The following is a 22,977-nucleotide window of genomic DNA, read 5'->3' as shown; positions in this document are numbered from 1 at the left end:
GGCGTGGACCTATACTGGGCGAACCCGATGCTCGCGCCCATTCCGGCAAACCCATCGGCTGATTGGCAAAAGGCGCTGAAGGCCTTTTCCATACCGCCGATCATCTTCTGCCGCACCGCGAGGCACTATATTTCGACTTCGAGACCAACCTCGACGACTTGCGCGGCCGGAACTTTGAAATACGCCGCCGGGAGGTTGGCGTTGAGGTGCATCGTGGCAAACAGGGATTTTCTCCAGACCGCCATGCCAGACGCCTTGTCGGAGGCGATCACCATCACTCGCCTGAAATAATAGGTGATGTTATCGGGATCGATGCCTTGAAGCTCGGGCAGACGGCAGGCCTGCTTCAGCGCTTCCAATACGTCCGGCGTTTCCATGAAGCCGAAATAGAAGAGGACGCGGGTGATGCCCGCGCCGACCGGCACGAGCTTTACGCGATTGGTGGCTTCGACCCGCGGCTCATCCACGCTGACCGAAGCGATAAACAGCACACGCTCGTGCAGGACGCGATTGTGGCGCAGATGATGCGTCAAGCAGAGCGGAATCCCCGTGGTCGCCGCCGTGAAAATCGCCGCCGCACCGGGCAACCGGATAGGTGGCGTATTGACGACCCACTCAATGAACTCGTCCTCGCCCTGGCGCAATTTGGCACGCTCCTGCTCGAGCAACCGCCACCCGCTGCGCCAGGTCAGCATCACGAAAGCAATCACGCCCGCCAGCAAGAGCGGGAACCATCCTCCCTCTCTAAGCTTCGTCATGTTCGCAGCAACGAAAATCAGCTCGATGACGAGGAAGAACCCGTTCACTGCTATCACCAGGAACGGATTGTACCCACACTTTAGCGCGACGAGGGCCGCCAGCACCGTGGTCACCACCATCAAAATCGCGACGGCGATGCCATAGGCTCCGCCGAGCGCGTCGGACGAACCGAACAAGAGCACGGCCGCGAGCGTACCGACGGCCAGTAGCCAGTTGACAACGGGTATGTAGATCTGACCCTTTTCGTGGCTTGCTGTGTGCAACACCCGCATGCGAGGCAAGAACCCAAGCTGCATCGCCTGCTGGGTGAGGGAATAAGCCCCTGAGATGATCGCTTGCGAGGCAATCACGGTGGCAACGGTCGCGAACGCGATCATCGGGTAATGCGCCCACCTCGGCACCAGTAGGTAGAAGGGATTTTCGGCAGCGTGGGGCTGCGCCAGAAGCAGCCCGCCTTGACCAAGATAATTAAGCATTAGCGCCGGCGACACGATCGAGAACCATCCAAGCTGGATAGGCAGCCGGCCAAAATGGCCCATGTCGGCATACATTGCTTCGGCACCCGTCAGCGTCAGAAAAGCGGCGCCAAGTACGGCGAAGGCGATACCGGGACCCGCGTGACTGAGGTACAGCACGGCGTGATGGGGGCTGATGGCGGCGAGGATCGCCGGGCTCTGCAAGACGCCCCTGACGCCGAGCACGGCGATCGCGGCGAACCAAACAAGCATCACCGGCCCGAAGATATTACCAACGAATTCGGTCCCCTTGCGCTGGACCAGGAACAGACCGACAAGGATCGCGATGGTGATAGGAACGATCACCGGCGCGAGCGTGGGCGCCTCGACCTTCAGACCTTCGACGGCGCTGAGGACCGAGATAGCCGGCGTGATTACGCCATCGCCATAGAGCAATGCTGCCCCGATCAGGCCGACGATGAGCAGAGAGGCGCGGGGGCTGCCGGGTGGCGCGTGCCTTGCGTCCAGGAGCGCAAGCAGCGCCACGATGCCGCCTTCGCCGTGATTGTCGGCGCGCAGGATCAGAATAGCGTATTTGAGCCCGACAATCAGGATTAAGGCCCAGAAGATCAGGGACACGACGCCCATCACCGCTTCGGGCGCTGGCTCCCCGGCAGCATCGACGGCCTGCTTCAGTCCATAGAGCGGGCTCGTGCCAATGTCGCCGTACACCACGCCAAGTGCCGTAAGCACCACAAGCGCGGACTGCTTTCGGGGATATTGCTGCGACCTCCCCTCGACCTGAGGGACCTGGGCCATGCAAACGTCCCTTCCTTCTTTTCCCACTAATATGCATGAAATTGGCGCACTGAGAAGCGACGCGGTGATGGTGAAGCACGTTGTTGGGGCCAGCCCTTCTATTGGAGGCTCCGTCTCGCGAATGCGAAACTAGGGGATAAGGCGATGCCGGAGCCAACACACGGCGGCGAGGCGCGCTCAAGCAGCTGGACGGCAGATCGGGAAGCGTACGACGGACGCTCTGAACTTTTTAGCCACGCGGCACCGTCGAAGCGCTGTGGAAATATGGTATTCTTGTTTCCTAGGCAGCGACACCGCGTACGCGCCACCCCGTGACGGGCCGCTGCCGAAACGCATGGTCTGAGAATGTCGCGTTGGTCTCGGGTGGTTCGGCTCTAACCATGCTTCAACCTGCGCAAGCCCAAGACATTCAAGAACTGAACCCAGCCGAATTGGGTGCGGTCGCTCACCTCTATCGCGGCGAGATCTATCGCAGCACGATCTGGCGAACGCGTCTCGACAACACGACCAACTGGTCAATCGTGACCATGGGCATCGCGCTTTCCACAACGTTCTCATCGCGAGAGGCGTCGGCCTTACCACTTATCCTTATAGGCATGCTGCTCGCCGTATTTGTCGGACTCGAGGCGCGCCGTTACCGCTATTTCAACGTTTGGCGCGCGCGGGCCCGTTTCATGGAGACGCATTTGTACGCGCAGATATTGAGCGGACAGCGCGGAGCAGACGATGGCAGCTGGCGGAAGGTCCTCGCAGAAGATTACCTGCATCCGCGTCATCACATAAGCTTCTTTCGAGCCGCCGGGCGTCGTGTTCGGCGCACCTACATCTGGACTATCGCAATTCAAACCACCGCGTACCTCGGAAAGATCGCGATTCATCCCTCGGTCGCAACTCACCTTGGCGAATTTATCGATCGTGCGGCGATTGGGCCGATTCCTGGTTGGGTGGTGCTCTGCTGCGGCCTGCTCTACAACCTCGGTTGGATTGTTCTCGCCGTCAGCACCTACTGGCTTGATCGCTGTACACATGGCAAACGCCGGAGTGCAGCCGCCATGGGTTGACCAATGCAAGGAAGCCTTTGATTCTCGGCTGAAGACAGTATCTAACGCCGCAAAGTCAGCCTTGTACAGTCCAGCCTCATCAAATCCACCAGACCCCAGGCAATCAGCGCCAGGGCACCGCACCAGTTTCGCACCAGAAACGGCGTGACCGAAACGCCACGAAAGCGATCGAATCCGAACGAAAACGCAAGAACATCAATGAACGCGTCCTTTATCCCGCCGCTCATAACGGTCTGGTCAACGGTTGGTGGCGCCACGTGCTCGAGTGCCTCAATGCGCTCAAGCAGCTATTTGCTGAGGGTTCTCGCGCACCGTGGACTGTTCATCAATGGCCTTACTGAGAAAGCTGGCTAGAGCAACCTTTCGTGCGTCGCGGTCCAACGCGTAAGCAGTTTGCTTGAAAGTGACTCCATCTAACAGGCCTTGGATGTAGCCGGAGATCGTGTCAGCCGCCATGATGAGGGCAGTGTCGAGTGTGTGGATATACTTGCTGGTAACCGACCCCTTCGCATGACCAACCAGTGCGGCGATCGTCACTTCGGGGAATCCGAGATCATTAGCGATGCTCGCGAAGCTGTGGCGCAAGACATGCGGCGTGACATCCCAAAGAGACGACTTTCGGAAAAGCTGCTCCCAATGATTGGGGAAGCTGCCAAAGGCGTTGTCGGTTCGATATCCTGGAAAGACATAGGATCCGAGCTTCTGCGATCTTCTCGCCTCCAGGAACTCCACCACGGGAAGCCCGACCGGCCGAATTGAAGCTCCCTCTTTGCTGTCAACCAAGCGTAGACAGCTTGCTTCGGTGTCTACCTCGGACCACTTGAGGCCAATTATTTCGCTGCGTCGGCAGCCGGTTAGCGCGATCTGGCGAATGATGTCGACCGTGGTGGTGTATTTCTCGTCCTTGGTGGTCGCGCGCAGCATCTCGCCTAGCGTTCGATATTCCGCTTCAGTCAGGCGGCGATTGCGGACATTGTCTTTCGGCTTGCGAATACCGTGGGCTGGATTGTGCTCGATTATTCCGGCTTCGACGGCATAGGAGAAGATGCCGCCGAGGAGACCAATGGTCCGCGTTGCGGTGCCCGCGCCGCCGCGCACATTGGCTTTGCCACGAAGCTTCTTCGTCTTAACGCTGACGCGGGTCCTCCCGGCCATGATGTCCTTCAAGACCCCGCTTACGTCGGCCTTGACGAGCTCCTTGACGCGGCGCGAGCCAATCAACGGGATGATGTACCGATGGATGCGGCCGGTGTCCGTTACGATGGTCGTCGCCTTCTTCGGACGTCCGCGCTTGCCGAGCACGAGGCCCGCCGCCAAGTCCTTGAGATAAAGTTCGCACAACTCCTTGACGGTGATCGCCTTGTGGTCGAGCCGCCGTTCCTCGGCCGGATTATCGCCCTGCGCCACCCGACCCAACTGGATCCGGGCTTCCTTTCTGGCGAGCTCTGGCGTCCATACGAAGACCGATGGTGTAGCGACGCGAGCGTCCGGCAGATCGGTACTGAATGAGGTAGCTGCGCTTACCCGACACGAAGACGCGCAGACCAAACCCGGGCAGTTCGTCGTCCCAGATGATATAATCCCTGCTCTGCGGCTCGGCGGTCTCGACAACGCGCTTGGTGAGCTTAGCCACGGAATTTCCCCGGTCCGAAGCCCGTCTCCCGCGTAAGCACCACGTAAGCAGTTGGAAGGAAATCGGGGCGTGTCGCAGAATACGATCTGCGACACATAATTCCAGATTTTCCAGCAATTATAGCAAGATAGAGAAACATCGGATGCCCTAGCGTCTTTTGGCGTAGGGCAAGTTAAATTGCTCCCAAGGCAAAGGTCACGCGTTCGAATCGTGCCGGGGTGCGCCTCATCCGGTCCCCTCTCAAGAAGGGCAGTGCTCATTCTCTGTTCGTCGTCTCCAAGTTCCGACTGCGCCGCAGACCTGGTCGCGAAACGATCATCGCGTTCGTGCGCCGGATTTTTCGAACGTGCGGTCTTCCGCCATTCATCCCAGGGCGGCTCAGGTCCGAAGCGCTCCGCAAGAAAGTCGATCAGGGTTCGGACCTTGGCAGAGGGATTTTTCCCGGGCGGATAGATCGCCGATAGCTCACTCTCGATCGGCCGGTAATCCGGCATGAGCGACACCAGACGACCTTGCGCAAGGTCCCCGCCCGCAACGAACGTCGGAACCATGCCGATACCGGCGCCCGCGAGCAATGCCGCATACAGCATGTTCCCGCTGTTGGATCGAAAACGCCCACTGATGCGCAGGGCGACATCGCCCTCCGGCCCGGCGAAGCGCCACTCCCCCGGAATAGCGCGCAGGCTGTAGAAGAGGCACCGATGGTTTGGGAGATCATCGGGCCTTCGCGGCGCGCCATGTTGTTTGACATAGCTGGTTGATGCGCAGAGCACGAAGCGAACCGGTGCCAGGCGCCGCGCAATCAGGCTCGAATCCTTCAGCGCGCCGACACGGAGCGCAAGATCAAACCCCTCCTCGAGGAGGTCGATGAAGCGGTCATCGAGCGTGACATCGACCACGACCTCGGGGTAGCGGGAGAGATAGTCGGCAAGCGCGGGACCCAGCTGCGTGATGCCGAACGAGACCGGTGCCGCAAGGTGCAGCACGCCGCGCGGCGCGGTCTGCAGCGCGTTGGTGTTTTGTCGGACCTCGTCGATCTCGTCGAGAATCCGTTCGCACCGTTCGTAAACCAGGGCCCCGATCTCGGTCACGTTGAGACGGCGCGTCGTGCGATCCAACAGCCGCGCGCCGAGCCAGTCCTCCAGCGCGCGAACGTGCTTGGAGACCGCCGCCTGCGACAGATGCAGCTCGCGCGCGGCGGCGGAGAAACTCTGCTTTGCGACGACCTTCGCGAAGACTCCCATGCTGTCGATGCGATCCATGCCCGCCTCCCGCGCGATTTATCACGCTCCGTGAACAATCATATGCCGAACCGCGGTCTTATGGCAGCGGCCTGTCGACAACACCTCCGTGTCCATGAACAGCGATTGAGCGGCACCATCGCCGCTCCTAAGGATGAGGAGAAGATCGATGACCACAAGAGTGAACACCGTCGTCGTGGGCGGCGGGCAGGCCGGGCTTTCAGTCAGCCATTATCTGACAATCCACGCGGTCGAGCACGTGGTGCTGGAGCAAGCTGATCTGCCGGGCGACGCCTGGCGCAGCCATCGTTGGGATTCATTCACGCTGAACACGCCGCGCTGGCAGTCGCGTGTTCCGGGCGCGCGCTATGGCGCAGACGATCCGGACGGCTTCATGCCAAAACAGGAGATCGTCGCACATCTGGAAGCGCTGGCGAGCCGCCTGCCGGTGCGCACCCGCACGCGCGTGGCGAGCATCACGCCCGATCAACGCGGCGACTATGTCGTCAAGATCGATGGCGGCGAGACCATTAGCGCGCGCAACGTTGTCATGGCGACGGGGCTTTATCAGACGCCGAAGATTCCGCGGCTGGCCCGTGATTTTCCTGCAGGGATGCTTCGGCTCCACTCCGACGCCTATCGCAACCCGCAACAGCTTCTGCCCGGCGCCGTGCTGGTCGTCGGCAGCGCGCAATCCGGCGCGCAGATTGCCGAAGAACTCTACGAGTCCGGGCGAAAGGTCTATCTCGCGACAGGCCGCGCCGGCAGGACGCCGCGACGCTACCGTGGCAAGGATGCGAACTGGTGGTTCGCCAAAATGGGCCAGTACGATCGAACGATCGGCGAGCTGCCGTCGCCGCAGGCGAAGTTTGCCGGCAAGCCGCATATCTCCGGCACCAAGGGCGGCCACACCATCAATCTGCACCAATTCGCGCGCGATGGTGTCACCCTGCTCGGCCGTCTTGAGGATGTGCAAGATGGCATCGTCAAGCTCAGGGGCGACCTTTACGACAATCTCGCGGCGGCCGACCAGGCCGAGGCGGAGTTGGTCAAGGCGATCGATGCCTATGTCGCCAGGACCAGAATTGCGGCACCGGAAGAAACTCTTCCCGTTCTGCGCGACGGCTTCGACCAGGAGATCCTGACCGAGCTCGACCTCGACGCGGCCGGCATCACCAACGTGATCTGGGCGACCGGCTACTGCTTCGATTTTTCAATGGTGAAGCTTCCGGTTACGGACGGCGACGGCTTTCCGATCCAGACGCGCGGTGTGACTCGGTTTCCCGGATTGTTCTTTGTCGGATTGCCATGGCTGCACACGGCGAAGTCCGGCCTGATCTACGGCCTGAGGGAGGATGCCCGTCATGTCGCCGATCGAGTAGCCGAGCGGGCTGATGTTCGCGACAGCGAGACGCGCACGGCTGCACCGCAACTCGCCTTGCTGGAGCCAAAGCGATCGCGGGCGACAAGGTGGGCCGATCGCGTGCTGACATTGATCTGGTCGTCCGCACTCTCGCTGGCGCTCGACGGCTTCGCGACCTACGCCACCGAGATTTGTCCGACGGCCCCTCATGACCGGGCGCACCAGGCCAATTCCGCAATCGCCCCCACAGATCCGACGCCGTCTCAGGGTTGATGGCGCAACAAGGAAGACTCGACATGACCAGGACATTCGCAATGTTTGCATCCGCTGCGATCGTCGGCCTTGCGCTGACCACCGGCCATGCGGCCGAGGTGCCGTTTCCTCCGCAGGTGAACTTTGTTGCAACCCCCGCCAACCAGCTTCAGCTCGGAATGACAGGGGACGACGTCCTCCGCGTCATGGGCAAGGCTGCGAAGGAGACCGACTTCGCCGATGGCTCGACACAGATGCGCAAGCTCGAGTTTGCCGCGACAATTCCCGCTCAGGTCGTCCTCTCTGATGGAAAGGTGTCGCGCGTCACGCTCGACGCGTTCCGGATGGACAAGGATGCTCTCCCCTCGTTCATCCGGCGGGCCTGGCCGGGATTTGCAAGCAGCGTGGTGCGACGCGCCCTCGGCGAACCCTCCGCGGTCCTTCACCACAAATTCTTCGACGTCGAGGTCGATCAGTGGGTCTACGCGCGTGTTGGCGAGGGCGAGGCCAGCGTGTTCTTCCGCGCTGACCGTGTAATCGCTCGAGCGGTCGGGCGAGGCGTTCCTGCTGATCTCTTTCGCGTTGAATTACCTTCGCCGCCGGACGCTGAGGGCGAAGCCCCACCTCTTGCGCCTCGCGTAGGGATGACAGAGAGCAACGTCAAGGAGCTTTACGGCGCCCCGCTCTACCGTGTCGATTACGTCTTCAACGGACAGGCGGCGTCACACGCGGTCTACCAGACCGGCAAACAGGGAACGTTCACCGGTTTCACCGTCGTGGATAGCGTTGTCACCGAGCTCGAAGATCTCGGGCGGATGCCTACCGATCCATCCTTCCAGGGCCGTTGATTTCAATAGCCAACACCATGGAGAGTCAAATGGCCAAGCTCATTTCGCGACGGAGCCTGGTTCTTGGTGCCATCCTGGCGCTACCCGTTCTGGATGTCGTGCGTGCCAGCGACCTCAAGACACCGTTCACGCCGGATCGGCGGCAGCGCCGCATGCTTGAAACGCGGTGGGAGGCGGCGCAAGCGGAGTTTAAGAGTAGCCCGCCGGCGCACGCGACCAATCTCGATGAAGAGAGGTATGAGGACCGGAGAGCCAGCTTTTCGAAAACCATGCCGCACACAATCTGGGTGAAGTTGACCCGGAGGCTTATCGACAGTGGCTAGCGATCCTGGCCAATGGTGACCCAGCGGGGTTTGAGCAAGTGCCGCGTGACCAGCAAGCGGTCGAACGCCTCAACAACCCCCAGGCAACCCACGCGACCGATCTGGTGGGACCGGACGCAACCGCGTTGGTGCTCGCGCCGCCACCCGCGTTTGCAAGCCGTGAGATGGCTGCGGAAATGACCGAGCTTTATTGGCTGGCCCTTGTGCGCGAGGTGCCGTTCCGAGACTACGCCACTGACGCGCTGGACTGGATCATCGACCCGGGCGGTCCGTCGGAGCGTTTAGCGATCGCCGTGATCGCAATTGGCATCGCAGCGACCGTCGGGCTCTATTTATGCACGCCCATCCCGCGCTCGGTATTGTTTTGGTCCGCTTTCGATCTGTCGGGGACCTGGGCCGCGCTCGGAGGACACGTCCTTATGAAATCGGTCGAATGCAGCACGGAGAATGCAGGAGCCAGCTGCCGGCTCGGCTCAATATCCCTGAAGCCCCAACAATCAAACGGCCCGATCGTCGAAAACGGCTTTCGCACGGATCGAGTCAAGGCATCCACATGGTAACTGCCCTAGCGGGGAAGGGTGCTCACAGCACCGGCTACCACGGATCGCTCGACGCTTCCCAAACGCAATCCAAAAAGAGCCTCACGCCACGAGCAACAGGTGCACGCACGGGGAGGTCGGCAGGTCTTTCACCTTTCAATATTCGGCCGACATAGATTCCTGCATGGTAGTAGGAGTCCTTGATGTCTCCTCCATAACTCATCGCACCACCGGCCGCGACGAAATCGCGATATTGATAGATTGTCGGGACCTTCAGTTGAAGCGATCTCGCGCCGAGCTCGGAAATGCGCCCCTAAACAGAGAGTCGGTACCGATGACCAGTCCAGTGACCAGACCATTGGCCGCGAGCCTGAGCGTCGCCTCGAGTTCCTGTTCCGTGCTCGCGTGGAGCGCCATGAGCTGTACACTCAAAACTTCGGCCGCTGTTCTCACCGCGCGTTCAACAGAAGCCGTCAATGTGTTGTTCGGATTCGTCAGCAGACCGAACGAGGTCCCGCCCGGTAGAAGCTCATGCAACAGCTCCAACCGCTTTGGCGCGGTATCGACATTCCTGTGCGCGGCGCCCGTAACGTTGCTATCGGGTCGGCTGAGGCTGCCGACGAGTCCGGTCCCCACAGGGTCGCCGCCGATTGCAAACACGATGGGAATGGTCGAAGTCGCCAACTTCGCGGCCAAAGCCGACGGAGTCGAAGCTGCCAGGATGACCTTAACTTGTCGCTCTACTAGCTCGGACACGAGCATGGGCAGCCGTTCATAGTGATGATCAGCCCACGCATATTCGAAAGTAACGCTCTGTCCCTGAATGTAACCCGCCTCGCTCGATCCCTTCAGGAAGGTGGCGATCATGGGTGCATATTCGTCAGCCGTAGCGCTACCGAGCAGACCAATGACGGGCACGGCCCGCTGAGCTCGCGCTATCGACGGCCAAAGAGTCGCGGCGCTAATCAGCGCTCCGAGAAATTCCCGCCGCCTCATTCGATCACCTCGTCGGCGAGCGCGAGGACCGTAGGAGGAATGTTCAAACCAATGGATCTTGCGGTCTTGAGATTGATCACGAACAGATAGCGCGTCGGTTGCTCGACGGGCAAATCCGCGGGCTTTGCTCCTTTGAATATGAGATCGACCATCGCTGCCGCGCGGTCGTATATTTCCTTTACGTCAGCTCCGTACGACATCAAGCCACCGTCGCGAACGATGGAATCGCCTTCGTAGATTGCCGGTAGCTTGTGCTCGGCGGCGAAATCAATCACGCGCTTTCGATTGAGCAGCGTCAGCGAGTCAGAGACCATCAGGATCGCATCAGGCAGGTCCCTGGTCATTGCCGCGAATGCCTCGTCGAAATCATTGGGCTCCCTCACGCCCAACGGCTGCACTGTCGCTCCAATTCCATTCGCGGCTTTCGCGGATGATTCGTACCGGAGCGACATGCCGAGATCTTCTTTATTCCAGAGCATCGCGACCCGACGCAGCTTTGGTAGCATTGCGGCGAGCAAGGACAGTCGCTTCGTGGAAAGCGCAGAGGCGTCGTCGGCGATTCCCGTAACGGTGCCGCCAGGCGCTGCAAGGCTCTGAACGAGTCCGGTCGCGACCGGATCACCCCCGGACGCTATCACGGTTGGAATACCCGAACTCTTCGCCGCGGTTGCGGCCGGATAGCTAGCAGTGACGACCACTTCTACCCTTGCAGTCTTCAACTCCTGGATGAGCCGGGGCATTTCGTTCACTTTGCCTGATGCGCCACGAGCTTCATGAGCGAGGTTTTGTCCCAGCACGTAACCGCGTCTCGCCAATCCCTCGAACAGGAAGGTGCCAGGAGGGGCTGCAGGGCTCATCGGCGCGCTCGCGACAAGCGTTCCAAGCCGATGTTGCTTGCGGGTTTGGGTGGTTGCCGGGCTCGCCGAAAGTAGCCACGTCGCCGTGCTGCCGAGGAACGAGATGAATTCCCTTCGTCGCATGCGGCCTCCCCTTAAGAGGGCCACCCTTGTGGGATGGAGAGCTTAGCACTTTGGTGGTTGGCCGCTAGCGATTGTAGCCCTCGCTACCCCGACGAGCCAAGCAGCCTCGGGTTACCGTCACGCCTGCCGGCTCCCGCTCGCAGGATGGGACAAGCTGCAGCATTGCTGCTAGATTTAGCCAATGAGCATCTCCCTCCACCCGGATACGTCTCGGGGTCGGACGCTAGCGGGATCGCCGGTAGCGAGCGCGGGGTTGGGAGCGGCTTCGTCGGCCCCGAAGATTCGCAGCCGTCTATTCATCAAATATGTTGCGCTGTTTGTCGCTGTCGTCGCGGTCGCGCTGTTGGCCAACGGAAGTTTCGAGGTCTTCTTTTATTACCGCGAGCACAAGACCTCCCTGATCCGGATTCAGCACGAACAAGCCGTGGCCGCCGCTGCCAAGATCAGCCAGTTCATCAAGGAAATCGAGAGCCAGCTCGGCTGGACCACCCAGTTACCGTGGTCGGCGACGTCGATCGAACAGCGACGTTTCGACGCGTTGCGATTGATACACCAAGTACCGGCCGTAAGTGAGCTGGCTCAGGCCGACTCGAGCGGCCGGGAGCGGCTGCGCGTCTCCCGCCTGGCCATGGACGAGATTGACAGTGGTCTTGACCTTTCAAAAGAACCGAAATTCACCGAGGCTGTCGCTCACAAGGTCTATTACGGGCCGGTCTATTTCCGGAGAGAGTCAGAGCCCTACATGACCCTGGCGGTGGCCGGCACTCGCAAAGACGCGGGAGTCAGCATCGCCGAGGTCAATCTGAAGCTGATCTGGGACGTCGTCTCGCAAATCAAGGTCGGCGAGCACGGCCAGGCTTATGTCGTTGGGCCGCAGGGTCGGCTGATTGCGCATCCCGATCTCAGCCTCGTCTTGCGCAACACCGACATGTCCAAACTCGCCCAGGTGCAGGCGGCGCAGGCCGGCCAGGCTGTAGTCGACGAACTGCAGGGCGCTCCGAATATTCAGGGACAGGAGGTATTGACGGCCTTCGCACCCGTCGCTCCGCTCGGCTGGACCATGTTCGTGGAGCTTCCTGTGAAGGAAGCCTACGCCCCGCTCTACGCGGCGCTGCAGCGGCTCGCGCTCGTGCTCCTGGCTGCATCGCTCTTCGCAGTGCTCGCGGGAGTCCTGCTGGCGCGGCGTATGGTCGGCCCGATCCAGGCACTGCGAGCGGGCGCCGAGCGGATCGGCGCAGGCGACCTCGGCCAGCGCATTTCGATCAAGACCGGCGACGAACTCGAAGGCCTGGCCGACCAGTTCAATGACATGGGCGCGCGTCTGCAGGAATCCTATACGAATTTGGAAAACAAGGTTGATCTGCGGACGGCTGAATTAAGCGAGTCACTGCAGCAGCAGACTGCAACTTCGGAAGTCTTGCAGGTCATCAGCCGCACGCCGGGCGACCTGGATCCAGTCTTCCAGAAGATGCTGGAAAACGCGACGCGGATCTGCGGCGCAAGTTTTGGTACGATGAATCTTTACGAGGAGGGGTTGTTCCGTCCGGTTGCGCACTACAATGTGCCGTCCGCCTGCGCCGTCAGCGTGCCACCCTCCTACGCCGCCTCGCAGGCATACCCGCCGTTCCAAGCGCACCCGCAAAGTGGTCTCGGCACTGTTGCCCGAACTCACCAAGTGGTCCACATCGAGGATGTTCGCGCCTCGCAGCCCTATCTGGAGGGCGATCCTTCCGTTGTCGCAATCGCGGATCTTGCCGGGGCTCGGTCATATTTTGTCGTACCGCTGCTCAAGGAAAACGAGCTGATCGGCGCTATCACGATTTTCCGTCAGGAGGTCCGGCAGTTCACCCAAAAGCAGACAGAACTTGTCGCAAACTTCGCCAAGCAGGCCGTAATCGCAATTGAGAACACGCGCCTCCTCAAGGAGCTACGTCAGCGCACGCGCGAGCTGACCGAATCGCTGGAGCAGCAGACTGCGACCGCAGAAGTACTGCAGGTCATCGCCTCCTCGCCGACCGATGTCGGCCCGGTCCTGAAGGCGATCGTGGAAAGCGCCTGCGAGCTTTGCGGAGCAAATGATGCCACCGTTGTCCTGAAGGATGGCGATGAGCTCGTGTTCAAGGCGCAGCATGGGTCGATTCCAGTCATCTGGAATCGGATTTCGATCAACCCTCGAATGATTTCTGGGCGAGCCGTAATCGACGGGAAGCCCGTCCATGTGCGTGATCTTAGCGGGCCGGAAGGAGAAGCGTTCCCCGAAGCCCGCGAGTTCGCGCGCCGGACCAACGTTCGCACAGTTCTCGGCGTACCGCTCTTGCGCGAGAATGAGAGCATCGGTGTCATCATGCTTCGCCGCACCGATGTTCAGCCGTTCAGCGAGAAGCAGATCGGCTTGCTTCAGACCTTTGCCGACCAGGCGGTGATTGCGCTCGGCAATGTTCGTCTGTTCGAATAAGTGCAGCAGCGCACGCGCGAACTTACCGAATCGCTGGAGCAGCAGACCGCGACCGCTGACGTGCTCAAGGTGATCAGCCGCTCGTCCGTCGACCTTGAGACGGTGCTCGATACTCTGGTAGAGACCGTGGCGCGTCTCTGCCGCGCCGATCGGGCAGTAATGTTTCGCCGGAGCGCCGAGCGGTATCACGTAGTCGCGACTTGCGGGGTTTCGGAGGAAGCAAAGGATTTCCTGTCCGCGCATCCTTTCGCGGCCGACCGCGGCACGATATCCGGCCGGGTGGAGTTGGACCGTCGAGTGGTGCACATTAGCGACGTATTGCAAGATCCGGAATACGCTTACCGAGAAGGGCAGAAGATTTTGGGGTATCGCACGATGCTCGGCGTTCCGCTGCTGCGCAGCGATGAGCTGGTCGGCGTATTCGTCGTCAGCCGCACCCACGTCGAGCCGTTCAAGAACCAGGAAATCGAGCTAGCCACCACCTTCGCCGACCAGGCGGTGATTGCTATCGAGAATGCGCGCCTATTCGAAGAGCTGCGCGATCGGCAAGCCGAGCTGCGCGTTACCTTTGATAATATGGGCGATGCGGTCGTCATGTTTGACGCCGGAGCGCGACTTACCGCGTGGAACCGCAATCTCCAGGAGATGCTCGAATTGCCCGAGACCTTCCTCGCGAGGCGGCCGAGCTTTGCCGAGTATTTCCGCTATCTCGCCGACCGCGGCGAGTACGTCTCGGCCGATCTCGAAGCTCAACTAAGCCGCGCAGTCGACGACACCAGGCGAGAGTTGCGCTTTGAGCGCACGCGGCCCGACGGCCGCGTCCTCGAAGTGCGCCGCAATCCTGTGCCGGACGGCGGCTTCGTACTGATCTACAACGATATCACTGAGCGCAAGCGTGCCGAGGCAGCCATTCGCGCCGCGCGAGACGCCGCCGAGACGGCACTACGCGAATTGCAGATGGCGCAGGACCGCCTGATCCAGACCGAAAAACTCGCTTCCCTCGGCCAGCTCACCGCCGGCATCGCTCACGAAATCAAGAATCCGCTCAATTTCGTCAATAATTTCTCGGCTGTCTCGTCAGAGCTGATCGACGAGCTTAGCGACCAGCTCAAAGCGGCAGCGCTCGACGACAAGACGCAGGACGAGATCGCTAATCTTGCGCAAATGCTGAAGAGCAATCTCGAAAGGGTTGTGCAGCATGGCAAGCGCGCCGATTCAATCGTCAAGAACATGCTCCTGCATTCCCGGGAGGGTCCCGGCGAACGACGTCTTGCCGACATCAACGCAATCGTCGAAGAAAGTCTCAATCTCGCCTATCACGGCGCGCGCGCGGAGAAATCGGGCTTCAACATCACGATCAAGCGCGACCTGGACCCAAATGCCGGAATGATCGACGTCTACCCGCAGGAGATCACGCGCGTGCTGCTTAATCTGATCTCGAATGGCTTCTATGCGGCGACCAAGCGCAAGGAAGCGTCCAGCGATGGATTCGAGCCGATCCTGTACGCTAGTACCAGGAGTCTACGCAACGGAGTGGAAATCCGGATTCGCGACAATGGTACCGGTATCCCCCAGGATGTGAAGGAGAAGATGTTCAATCCCTTCTTCACAACGAAACCGGTCGGCGAAGGAACCGGGCTTGGCCTTTCAATCTGTCACGATATCATCGTGAAACAGCACGGTGGCACGATCGATGTTGCAACCGAGCCTAGCGTCTTTAGTGAGTTCATTATCACGCTGCCACGTGCTGCGGCCGCGCAAATGCAGACGGGAGGCAAGAATTGAGCGTCTATATTCCAGTTGGAGTTTGCCACGTCGGCGCAAGCGGCGCTATAACCTCCCGCCGGCATTCAAGGCGGCGTGGCAGGGGCAGGGATTGTTCCTCATCCGCAGATCGGGCTCGCCGCCGTCGCAAGGACGCGTCAGGTTGCCCACATGCACGACGTTCGTGAATGCGTCGGTTGTCGCGCCGGAGACCAGGCAACTGTCCAGCTTGTCGACATCGGCGGGGCGCGCACCACCTTTATCGCGCTGCTGTTGCGCGAAGGTAACGTGGTCAGTGTGATCACGATTTTTCGTCAGGAGGTGAAACCCTTCACAGACAAGCAGATCAAGCTCGTGGCACACTTTGCTGGTCGGGCCGTGATTGCCATCGAGAGCGCCCGCTTGTTGAACGAATTGCGCAAACGCACGCAAGAGCTGTCGCAGTCGCTTGACGATTTGCGGACCGCCCAAGAGCGCCTGATCCAGACCGAGATTAATCATTACGCTGCCGCGCGGTACGGCTGCACAAATGCAGACTGGAGGCAAAAAGTGAGCGGCTATATTCTCGTCGTCGACGACGAGCCGGACGTCGAGGTCTTGTTTCGCCAACAGTTCCGGCGCGATCTGCGTTCGGGTCGCTTTTTGATGGAGTTCGCCTCCTCGGCGCCGGCGGCGCTGCAGCGCGCCGTCGATACGCACGAGCCATCGCTGATCCTCATCCTATCCGATATCAACATGCCTGGCATGAGCGGGCTTGAGATGCTGCCGCATGTGCGCGCTCAAAGGCCCGACGTTCCCGTGATCATGATCACCGCCTATGGCGACGCGGAAACGCGCAGGAAAGCGCTCGAGTGCGGCGCAGAAGGCTTGCTGACCAAGCCGATCGACTTCGCGCTTCTGCGGCAGGAAATTGACATGAGGCTCGAGCAGGCAGCATGACCGCGACTATCCTGGTGGTAGATGATGAGCCGGATCTCAAGGATTTGATCCTGCAGAAATTCCGCAAGCAGGTCCGCGAAGGCACGGTGAGCTTCATGTTTGCCCGTGACGGGATCGATGCGCTCCAAGCGCTCGAACTTAACCCGCATGTCGACCTGGTGCTCCTGGACATCAACATGCCGAGGATGGATGGGCTCACGCTTCTGCAGAAGCTGCAGGAGGCGGACGACAAGAAGTCGACGGTCATCGTCTCCGCTTACGGTGACATGAACAACATTCGCATCGCCATGAATCGCGGTGCCTTTGATTTTCTGACCAAGCCTATCGATTTCACCGATCTTGAAATGACCATCGACAAGACACTCCGTCATGTCGAGATGATGCGAGAGTATCGGCGGCGCCAGATCCAGGCCGAACGCGCGCACGCATCATTATGCCGCTACTTCTCACCGCAGCTCGCAAGCCGGCTTGCCGCTGACGACGAGGGTACCGGCATGGAAGTGCACCGTCGCGAGGTCGCTGCCATGTTCACCGACGTCACCAGTTTCACTTCCATGGTGGAAGGCATAGCTCCCGAACTCTTGGGGACGCTGCTCAACGAATATATGGCTGGAATGACCGAGATTGTCTTCGCGCACGAAGGCACGGTCGCAAAGGTCATGGGCGACGGAATTCATATTCTCTTCAACGCGCCCGGAGACCAACCGGACTATGCGACGCGCGCGATCGCCTGCGCACATGATCTCGACGCGTGGGCCCGCGAATTCCAAAAGCGCTGGAGAGCCAAAGGCGTGAAGTTCGGTGTCACGCGCATTGGCCTGCATGCCGGTCCGGTGCTGGTCGGCAATTTCGGCGGTAGCCGCTTTTTTGACTACACCGCCTACGGCGACACCATCAACACCGCGGCACGCCTCGAAGTCGCCAACAAGTTCCTGGGCACGCGCATTTGCGTCAGCGCGGCCGTCGCCGATCGTGCGGAAAACTTTCAGGGGCGTCCAGTCGGCGAGCTTATCCTGCGCGGGCGCAGCGAACCGCTCCGCGCCTATGAACCGCTGCCGAGCACATCCTTCACGACGTCGGCCATCGCCGAATATGCTGCCGCATTTGCAAAGCTCGAGGCCGGCGATGCCGCAGCGATGCGAGCTTTCGCCGCGCTGGTCGAGCTTCATGCCGACGATCCCCTGGCCGGCTTTCATTTGAGACGGCTGCTGAACGGCGCGAAGGGCACCTGCATGCGATTAGAATGACGTCTGCGCCCGCGCCGCATTTGCACCCGCGGCGCGTCCGACGACCATCGAGACGTGCTCCGCGCCCCGCAGGCGGCGAACGGCAGGAAGACGCGGAAAACGAGCTGCAAGCCTGAGGCTCGAGCCGCAGTCGGTGAGCGCGTGCCTTGCTGGTTGCCCTGCCCCGCCGTTTCCTGCACCCCCTCTGGTTGGCTGTCTTGCAGCGTATCGCTGTCGGCTGGATCGGTGGTTGGCGTGGACGAAATCGACACGGCGGCCACGTGCACGTCGAGTGAGCGTCCGTTCATCGGGGCGCGATCGGCATGGTCTCCATGCTCGGCGGTAGCATTTTGCGGAGCCTGATCCTCAGGCGAAAGCCGATGCGCATTCGCCGCGGCAAGTCGGTCTAGCGTTTCGCGGATGAGGGGTTTCTCCCGATCAACCCGTCGTGCAACCTGCGTGACGAACTCATTGAAGCGCGCTGCGCCTATTCTGCAGGCAGCGGATTGCGCGGCGTCCGGCAACGCTGGCGTCACAGTGAGATGATAGCGCGCGTGCATCGCAACCGTTTCGCCGACGAATTTCAATTCGCGCGCGAGCTGATCGAGTTGCTGGCCCATCCAAGGAGCGGCATAACCAGAGCCGATGTGCTATTTTATCCACGCCTAGTCCTAGTGAACGGCGTTGGCCGCCAGTAAAGGTTGCCTGCATGCGGGAACTCCTGTTCTTCGTCGCATCGAGCTTCTGGGCGGGGGCCGCGCACGCGGCGACGCCAGGGCACGGCAAGACCATCGCGGCCGCTTACATCGTTGGCGCGCGCGGCAAGCCGATCGACGCGGTGATCCTTGGAATTTTCGTCACGCTGTCCCACACCAGCGGCATCGTGCTGGTCGGCGTGCTGGCCTCGCTCGGCTCGACCTGGCTGCGGCCGCAGCGCATCGAAGCCTACTTGGCGGTCGCGGTCGGTATCCTGGTGATCGTGCTCGGCCTTTGGATGCTGTGGGCGCAGCGCGATCTCGTGGCGCTCGCCATGGGCGAAGCCGGCGAGCCGGGCGATGGCACCGGTCGGGCCGATGCCCACGCGCGGGATCACAATCACCACCACGTCCACGACCACCTGCGTGGCGGCGAACCTGTGGTCTGGCATAGCCACGGATTCGGCAAGGTCCACGCCCATCGACTGGACGTCGTGGTCGAGAACCGTCCGAAACTGCCTGTGCTGCTGGCGCTGGGTATTGCGGGCGGCCTGCTCCCCGATCCAGCCGCGCTGGCGCTGTTGCTCGGCGCGTTGTCGAGCGGAAAAGTTCTGCTCGGCCTGGTCACGGTCGTGGTGTTCAGCCTCGGTTTCGCGGCGACGCTGGTGGTGGTCGGCATCGTTGCCGCGAAAGTCGGCGAAAAGGTGCTCGACTGGCTGGCCAGCATCTGGATGATCCGCCTGCAGATCGCCACCAGCCTGCTGATCGTCGGCATGGGCGTGGTACTGACCATCCGCGCCGCGTCCGAACTGGCGGCGTTGCCGGCGGGCTGAATGTTTAGAGCGCGAGGGCCTTTCTTCGATGCGGCAGCCCGCTCTATCTTTTTGTTCGAGGATGATTTTTTCGGAAGACCGGCACCTGCACTCTTGGGGATTTGGAATTCCTATTGGGTTTGCTGCGAGTCCGATTGGAATTTCAAATCCACCGCATTGGCTACCGCGCAACCGCATGCCTGGCCGGCAGCATGCCGACAAACCCGCTGATGTCGGCGTACCAGACATTGCCGTCGCGATCGACGGCGATGCTGAACGGTCGGGCATTGTCGCGGGGAAGCGCAAAGATCTCGAGGTGGCCGTTGCGCAGCCGCCCGAGGCTCGCGCGGCGCATCATGCCAAACCAGACGTCCTCATTGGGAGCCACGGCAATGCCGCTGAGACCGGCATTTTCCGGACCCGCCTCGACATCCGAGAATTGTCCATCCTTGAATCGTCCGATGCGGTTGGCGCGAAACTGCAGAAACCACACCGAGCCGTCGGAGCCGACCGCGACGTCAGTCGGCACGGCGCCGCCACGCGGGAGGTCGAATGTCCTGCTGGTGCCGTCGACGGCGAGGTGGAGCAGCTGGTTGCCGTTCTGCAGTGTGGCCCATATGTCACCGTCGGCCGTCACTGCAACCCCATAGGGTCCGCCGCGCGCGGACTCGATCTGGTAGCGGGTAAAAACTCCGTCCTTCAGCTTGGTCAAGCCATAGCCGGTCGGATCGGCCAACCAGGCGGCGCCGTCGGGCGCGATCACAAGCCGTCCGAGGCGAGTGATCGGAGTGTCCAGCACAAACCGTGCGATCTCGCCTACGCTGCTGATGCGCGCAATGGCGCGCGCGGCGAGGTCCGTGTACCAGGCGCTGCCGTCCGCTGCGACGGCGAGCCCGAGCGGCTCGATATTGCGGCTCGATGTGGGCAGTCGCTCGATGCGGCCGTTGCGTAGACGGCCAATCGCATTGGCATGGTCGATGGTGAACCAGATGCTGCCGTCAATGCCCGCCGCAATCGCGATCGGCGCATCCTGCGGCTCGTCCATGCGGTACTCGACGAATTTTTCCTCCGGGACGGCGCGCACCAGCAGAAGCGCGCCTCCCGCCAGGACCGCGATGCCGAGCGCCGCGGCTAGTGTCCCGATTTTGAAGTTCGCAAGCATTCGCGGCACACTCCGTACGAACCTCGGTTCCCACGCGGATCAACGCGGCGAACGCGCGGCGGCGCGCCGGCGCGACAGATGTAGCGCCGCAAGGCCGCCGGCGATAAGGAGCAGCACCCACAAGGAGACACCGCCTGCGAGGCTGATCGGTTCAACGCGCGCCAGCAGGTTGCCGCCTTCAAGGGCCATGCGCCAGACTTCCGCATAGGGCATCAGCGAGAAGACCGCGTAGACGACGCCTGCATCGTTTGGATCCCGGGCGAGCGGCCCGGCCTCGATATGGATTGGCAGGTTGTCTTCTTTCTGCACCCAGGTTTCGCCGCCGTCACTGCTGCGATAGATTCCGCGATCGGAGGAGACCACCAGGATTGTGGCGTCTACGCTAGCTGCGATGCCGCGCACCTTGGCTCTCGCCTCAGGCAGTGAACGACCGACGGAATACCAAACCGAGCCGAGATCGTCGCTGACCACGATCCGACTCCCCGCCGCCGCCCAGATCCGTCGCGGCTGGCTGGCATCGGCTGTGATCGTGTCGACCGGCGCCGCTGCATCGCCCAAGCCGGCGTCGCGCCAGTTGCGCCCCCCATCGCGGCTGATCATCGCCCGGCCGTCGATAACGGCCCCCAGAATGTCGGTCGAACCAGGGACTACCGCCAGCGCCGTCATTTCGCCGATCTCTCGGAGTCCGGGCACGACCGCATAAGTGCGACCGCCGTCCTCGCTCGCGAAGAGCTGCCTCCGGCCGAGCAGATAGATACGATCGTTTGCCGGCCCAGCGACCAGCGACCGCGCCGGGATCGCGGACTCCGGCACCTCAGCACGCCGCCAACTGTCCTGGTCGCGACGAAACACTCCGTTGGCTGCCGCACACAGGGCCAGCTCGCCGTCTGGCGAGAAGGCGAGCGCAAACACCGCGCCGATGATGAGGTCACGGGCCTCCGGCGTCCAGCTCCGGCCTCCATTGTGTGAACTCAGGATCCCGAGATCGGTGCCGACCAGCAGGTGCGAGGAATCGCGCGGATCGACCGCAATGACCAGCGCCGCATTGAGAAACAGGCCGACATCGGCATTCAACCAGGCAGCACCGAGATCGCGGGAGCGAAAAACCCCGCCATAGCTGCTCGCGTCATGTGCCGACGCGCTGCTAGCGAGCAGCGACGCCACGCAGACAAGCCGCAAGGCCAGGTGGCGCAGGCCGAACTGCTTTTTTCCGATCCCGAGATGAAGTGGTCGGGGTGGGCCGGCTGGTTCCACCCCGAAAACACACGTCATGGCTTACGCGATTTTTCACCCGGTGCCAGCGTGAGCTCGGCCATCCGTCCGCCGTTCAGCGCCACCCAGGAATTCTTTGTCAACGGATATTTGTCCGTGTAGCTCAGCGGCTCGTGAGCGGAGACGCAGTTATTGTAGCCGCCGGTGATCTTGTAGCACTTCTCGTAGGCCAGAAACTGCTGAACCGTATCAGTCTGCTGCACGTTCGCCGTCATCCAATCGCGGATGCCCTCGTATGACGAGAACGCGTCCGAGCCGAACACCAGCTTGCCGATAGCAGTAGGCACCTCGAGCAGCTGCGAGCCGGCCGTATGGGCGCGAAACGCCGGATGAATGCGCACCCCCGGCAGGATCTCCATCTCGCCATCGACGATCACCGCCTTGCCCTTCAGCACCTTGCCATAAACCTCTTCGATGGTGAGTGGCATGTAGCCGCAAGCGGGCGTCCGATAGCAGCCGCCGGGATCGGAGTTGATCGCCCGGATGTGTGGCTCCGGATAGTTGAGCGCCCACTCGATCGCCTTGAGTTCCTCGCGCTGGACATAGAGCACGGCATTGGGCAAGTCGGACAATTGGCCAGCGTGGTCCCAGTGCGCGTGGCCGATCACCACCTTCGTGACATCGGCAGCATTGAAGCCGAGGACTTTCAGCTGGTCCGGCAGCGGAGCCCAGTGCTCCGACCCGGTCATCTTGAGATAGTCCTGCTGCTTCCAGCCGGTATCGTAGAGGATCAACTCATTGCCGCACTTGATCACGCCGATGTTCACAGGCAGATCGACGGTCGAAATGCTGCTCTCCGGCTTGGTGCTGCCCGGCACGAATGCGCGGTCCGGCATGAACGATCCGAACGGCACGTTCATGAAGCGGCTGCTCTCAATCAGCCATGCCGAGCAGACCGGTTGCTGAGCCTGCGCTGCCGCACCGAACAGGCATGCGAGCGCCGCTATCGCAGCGATCCACGTGAACGGGCGAATTCGTAGCACGCGTCTTCTCATTGCCTTCCTCCCTAGCGCTAGATTGAAACGTTTCTGATTGAGATTGAATGCGCTTGTCTCTTTTCCTTCGTTCCGATTGCCTCTCGATCATGATGCGATTACATAGAATCGCATCATGATCTCATCTCTTGTTGGAGCATGATCTTTTCGGAAAACCGGCCTCCATTTTTCCGGATCATGCTCTAATTCTACTGCGTCACAAATTGCTGCGCCGTTTGGATTTCGTGATCGGGGCNGTACAGCATGGGCATCGCGGCAGCGTCTGAACAAGAGCTGTGATAAGCCGCCGGCGAAGAGTCGCGATCGAGTTCGGAATGTGCCGTTCCGGCCTCAGAGGCGGAGCCTCTGGGTCGGTAACCGCTGGATACGGCAAGCTTCGGGCGTATCC

Annotated in this window: 19 protein-coding genes and 3 pseudogenes; 11 read left to right on the top strand and 11 right to left on the bottom strand. The window is 61.2% G+C overall.

Going from position 1 to position 22,977, the window contains the following annotated elements; all coding sequences use genetic code 11:
- Positions 1-125: 125 nt before the first annotated feature.
- Positions 126-2,033 (bottom strand): potassium transporter Kup, encoded by a 1,908-nt coding sequence (locus F758_RS0138555; protein WP_084306018.1) that lies wholly within the window; start codon positions 2,031-2,033, stop codon positions 126-128.
- A 380-nt stretch (positions 2,034-2,413) separates the two neighbouring features.
- Here F758_RS0138555 and F758_RS0138550 point away from each other — a divergent pair, with 380 nt between their 5' ends.
- A complete protein-coding gene (locus tag F758_RS0138550; protein ID WP_024512828.1) occupies positions 2,414-3,094 on the top strand; it encodes a DUF2270 domain-containing protein in 681 nt (226 codons plus the stop codon).
- A gap of 41 nt (positions 3,095-3,135) precedes the next feature.
- Here the strand turns inward: F758_RS0138550 and F758_RS0138545 are convergent, their stop codons facing one another.
- The 3 genes and pseudogenes from F758_RS0138545 to F758_RS48750 form a co-directional block, all read right to left on the bottom strand.
- The gene (locus tag F758_RS0138545; RefSeq protein ID WP_157450372.1) at positions 3,136-3,351 is read right to left on the bottom strand and encodes a hypothetical protein; all 216 of its coding nucleotides are present in this window, start codon (positions 3,349-3,351) and stop codon (positions 3,136-3,138) included.
- Between the two features lie 22 nt (positions 3,352-3,373).
- Positions 3,374-4,727, bottom strand: a pseudogene (locus tag F758_RS45590) (tyrosine-type recombinase/integrase).
- A gap of 398 nt (positions 4,728-5,125) precedes the next feature.
- Positions 5,126-5,971: pseudogene (locus F758_RS48750) on the bottom strand (LysR family transcriptional regulator); the annotation flags it as partial.
- 166 nt (positions 5,972-6,137) lie between these two features.
- On the opposite strand from F758_RS48750, the gene F758_RS0138535 reads away from it, so the two are divergent.
- From F758_RS0138535 to F758_RS0138520, 4 genes are all read left to right on the top strand, one after another.
- A complete protein-coding gene (locus tag F758_RS0138535) occupies positions 6,138-7,604 on the top strand; it encodes a flavin-containing monooxygenase (RefSeq protein WP_024512826.1) in 1,467 nt (488 codons plus the stop codon).
- 23 nt (positions 7,605-7,627) lie between these two features.
- The gene (locus tag F758_RS0138530) at positions 7,628-8,431 is read left to right on the top strand and encodes a hypothetical protein (protein ID WP_157450371.1); all 804 of its coding nucleotides are present in this window, start codon (positions 7,628-7,630) and stop codon (positions 8,429-8,431) included.
- Between the two features lie 29 nt (positions 8,432-8,460).
- Positions 8,461-8,754: a hypothetical protein gene (locus tag F758_RS0138525; protein ID WP_157450370.1), complete on the top strand. Its 294-nt coding sequence runs from the start codon at positions 8,461-8,463 to the stop codon at positions 8,752-8,754.
- A gap of 176 nt (positions 8,755-8,930) precedes the next feature.
- Entirely contained in the window at positions 8,931-9,314 is a 384-nt protein-coding gene (locus tag F758_RS0138520; protein WP_157450369.1) for a hypothetical protein, read from the top strand.
- A 34-nt stretch (positions 9,315-9,348) separates the two neighbouring features.
- Here F758_RS0138520 and F758_RS53600 read toward each other — a convergent pair whose 3' ends face one another.
- The 3 genes from F758_RS53600 to F758_RS0138510 all read right to left on the bottom strand — a co-directional run bounded on the left by F758_RS53600 (position 9,349) and on the right by F758_RS0138510 (position 11,146).
- Positions 9,349-9,516 carry a hypothetical protein gene (locus F758_RS53600; RefSeq protein WP_502689217.1) on the bottom strand — a complete coding sequence of 56 codons (168 nt, stop codon included), beginning with the start codon at positions 9,514-9,516 and terminating at the stop codon, positions 9,349-9,351.
- A 50-nt stretch (positions 9,517-9,566) separates the two neighbouring features.
- Positions 9,567-10,160 carry an ABC transporter substrate-binding protein gene (locus F758_RS45585; RefSeq protein WP_198026675.1) on the bottom strand — a complete coding sequence of 198 codons (594 nt, stop codon included), beginning with the start codon at positions 10,158-10,160 and terminating at the stop codon, positions 9,567-9,569.
- Positions 10,161-10,285: 125 nt separating this feature from the next.
- Positions 10,286-11,146: an ABC transporter substrate-binding protein gene (locus tag F758_RS0138510; RefSeq protein WP_198026674.1), complete on the bottom strand. Its 861-nt coding sequence runs from the start codon at positions 11,144-11,146 to the stop codon at positions 10,286-10,288.
- Between the two features lie 304 nt (positions 11,147-11,450).
- On the opposite strand from F758_RS0138510, the gene F758_RS45580 reads away from it, so the two are divergent.
- The 5 genes and pseudogenes from F758_RS45580 to F758_RS0138490 all read left to right on the top strand — a co-directional run bounded on the left by F758_RS45580 (position 11,451) and on the right by F758_RS0138490 (position 17,674).
- On the top strand, positions 11,451-13,724 hold the full coding sequence (locus tag F758_RS45580) for a GAF domain-containing protein (protein ID WP_024512821.1): 2,274 nt from the start codon (positions 11,451-11,453) through the stop codon (positions 13,722-13,724).
- Positions 13,725-14,180 (top strand): annotated as a pseudogene (locus tag F758_RS53595) (GAF domain-containing protein); the annotation flags it as partial.
- Between the two features lie 42 nt (positions 14,181-14,222).
- Complete coding sequence (locus tag F758_RS52410) at positions 14,223-15,509, top strand: sensor histidine kinase (protein WP_502689218.1); 1,287 nt, start codon at positions 14,223-14,225, stop codon at positions 15,507-15,509.
- Between the two features lie 528 nt (positions 15,510-16,037).
- Positions 16,038-16,427 carry a response regulator gene (locus F758_RS0138495; RefSeq protein ID WP_024512819.1) on the top strand — a complete coding sequence of 130 codons (390 nt, stop codon included), beginning with the start codon at positions 16,038-16,040 and terminating at the stop codon, positions 16,425-16,427.
- Positions 16,424-17,674, top strand: coding sequence for an adenylate/guanylate cyclase domain-containing protein (locus tag F758_RS0138490; RefSeq protein ID WP_024512818.1), 1,251 nt, complete (start codon positions 16,424-16,426; stop codon positions 17,672-17,674). The genes F758_RS0138495 and F758_RS0138490 overlap by 4 nt, the downstream gene beginning before the upstream one ends.
- Here the strand turns inward: F758_RS0138490 and F758_RS0138485 are convergent.
- Positions 17,620-18,273: a hypothetical protein gene (locus F758_RS0138485; protein WP_024512817.1), complete on the bottom strand. Its 654-nt coding sequence runs from the start codon at positions 18,271-18,273 to the stop codon at positions 17,620-17,622. The two genes, F758_RS0138490 and F758_RS0138485, sit on opposite strands and share 55 nt — an antisense overlap.
- Before the next feature lie 89 nt (positions 18,274-18,362).
- Between F758_RS0138485 and F758_RS0138480 the strand changes: the two genes are divergently transcribed.
- The gene (locus F758_RS0138480) at positions 18,363-19,181 is read left to right on the top strand and encodes a HoxN/HupN/NixA family nickel/cobalt transporter (RefSeq protein ID WP_024512816.1); all 819 of its coding nucleotides are present in this window, start codon (positions 18,363-18,365) and stop codon (positions 19,179-19,181) included.
- Positions 19,182-19,341: 160 nt separating this feature from the next.
- On the opposite strand, the gene F758_RS0138475 is transcribed toward F758_RS0138480, so the two are convergent.
- The 3 genes from F758_RS0138475 to F758_RS0138465 are packed head-to-tail and all read right to left on the bottom strand — an operon-like array spanning position 19,342 to position 22,589.
- Positions 19,342-20,322 carry a Vgb family protein gene (locus F758_RS0138475; RefSeq protein WP_024512815.1) on the bottom strand — a complete coding sequence of 327 codons (981 nt, stop codon included), beginning with the start codon at positions 20,320-20,322 and terminating at the stop codon, positions 19,342-19,344.
- 39 nt (positions 20,323-20,361) lie between these two features.
- The gene (locus tag F758_RS0138470; RefSeq protein WP_198026673.1) at positions 20,362-21,594 is read right to left on the bottom strand and encodes a WD40/YVTN/BNR-like repeat-containing protein; all 1,233 of its coding nucleotides are present in this window, start codon (positions 21,592-21,594) and stop codon (positions 20,362-20,364) included.
- A complete protein-coding gene (locus tag F758_RS0138465) occupies positions 21,591-22,589 on the bottom strand; it encodes an MBL fold metallo-hydrolase (RefSeq protein WP_024512813.1) in 999 nt (332 codons plus the stop codon). The genes F758_RS0138470 and F758_RS0138465 overlap by 4 nt, the downstream gene beginning before the upstream one ends.
- Positions 22,590-22,977: the final 388 nt, after the last annotated feature.

The organism is Bradyrhizobium sp. ARR65, assembly GCF_000472385.1.
GTDB lineage: Bacteria > Pseudomonadota > Alphaproteobacteria > Rhizobiales > Xanthobacteraceae > Bradyrhizobium.
This window is presented reverse-complemented; position numbering and strand designations above follow the sequence as displayed.

What these genes read in the sequence shown, in the direction of transcription:
- F758_RS0138490 (WP_024512818.1), top strand. Translation starts at nt 16,424, where the DNA reads ATGACCGCGACTATCCTGGTGGTAGATGATGAGCCGGATCTCAAGGAT.
- F758_RS0138520 (WP_157450369.1), top strand. Translation starts at nt 8,931, where the DNA reads ATGACCGAGCTTTATTGGCTGGCCCTTGTGCGCGAGGTGCCGTTCCGA.
- F758_RS0138555 (WP_084306018.1), bottom strand. Translation starts at nt 2,033, where the DNA reads ATGGCCCAGGTCCCTCAGGTCGAGGGGAGGTCGCAGCAATATCCCCGA.
- F758_RS0138535 (WP_024512826.1), top strand. Translation starts at nt 6,138, where the DNA reads ATGACCACAAGAGTGAACACCGTCGTCGTGGGCGGCGGGCAGGCCGGG.
- F758_RS0138480 (WP_024512816.1), top strand. Translation starts at nt 18,363, where the DNA reads ATGCGGGAACTCCTGTTCTTCGTCGCATCGAGCTTCTGGGCGGGGGCC.
- F758_RS0138465 (WP_024512813.1), bottom strand. Translation starts at nt 22,589, where the DNA reads ATGAGAAGACGCGTGCTACGAATTCGCCCGTTCACGTGGATCGCTGCG.
- F758_RS53600 (WP_502689217.1), bottom strand. Translation starts at nt 9,516, where the DNA reads ATGAGTTATGGAGGAGACATCAAGGACTCCTACTACCATGCAGGAATC.
- F758_RS0138485 (WP_024512817.1), bottom strand. Translation starts at nt 18,273, where the DNA reads ATGGGCCAGCAACTCGATCAGCTCGCGCGCGAATTGAAATTCGTCGGC.
- F758_RS0138470 (WP_198026673.1), bottom strand. Translation starts at nt 21,594, where the DNA reads ATGACGTGTGTTTTCGGGGTGGAACCAGCCGGCCCACCCCGACCACTT.
- F758_RS45585 (WP_198026675.1), bottom strand. Translation starts at nt 10,160, where the DNA reads ATGATCGCCACCTTCCTGAAGGGATCGAGCGAGGCGGGTTACATTCAG.
- F758_RS0138530 (WP_157450371.1), top strand. Translation starts at nt 7,628, where the DNA reads ATGACCAGGACATTCGCAATGTTTGCATCCGCTGCGATCGTCGGCCTT.
- F758_RS0138475 (WP_024512815.1), bottom strand. Translation starts at nt 20,322, where the DNA reads ATGCTTGCGAACTTCAAAATCGGGACACTAGCCGCGGCGCTCGGCATC.
- F758_RS45580 (WP_024512821.1), top strand. Translation starts at nt 11,451, where the DNA reads ATGAGCATCTCCCTCCACCCGGATACGTCTCGGGGTCGGACGCTAGCG.
- F758_RS0138550 (WP_024512828.1), top strand. Translation starts at nt 2,414, where the DNA reads ATGCTTCAACCTGCGCAAGCCCAAGACATTCAAGAACTGAACCCAGCC.
- F758_RS0138525 (WP_157450370.1), top strand. Translation starts at nt 8,461, where the DNA reads ATGGCCAAGCTCATTTCGCGACGGAGCCTGGTTCTTGGTGCCATCCTG.
- F758_RS0138510 (WP_198026674.1), bottom strand. Translation starts at nt 11,146, where the DNA reads ATGAGCCCTGCAGCCCCTCCTGGCACCTTCCTGTTCGAGGGATTGGCG.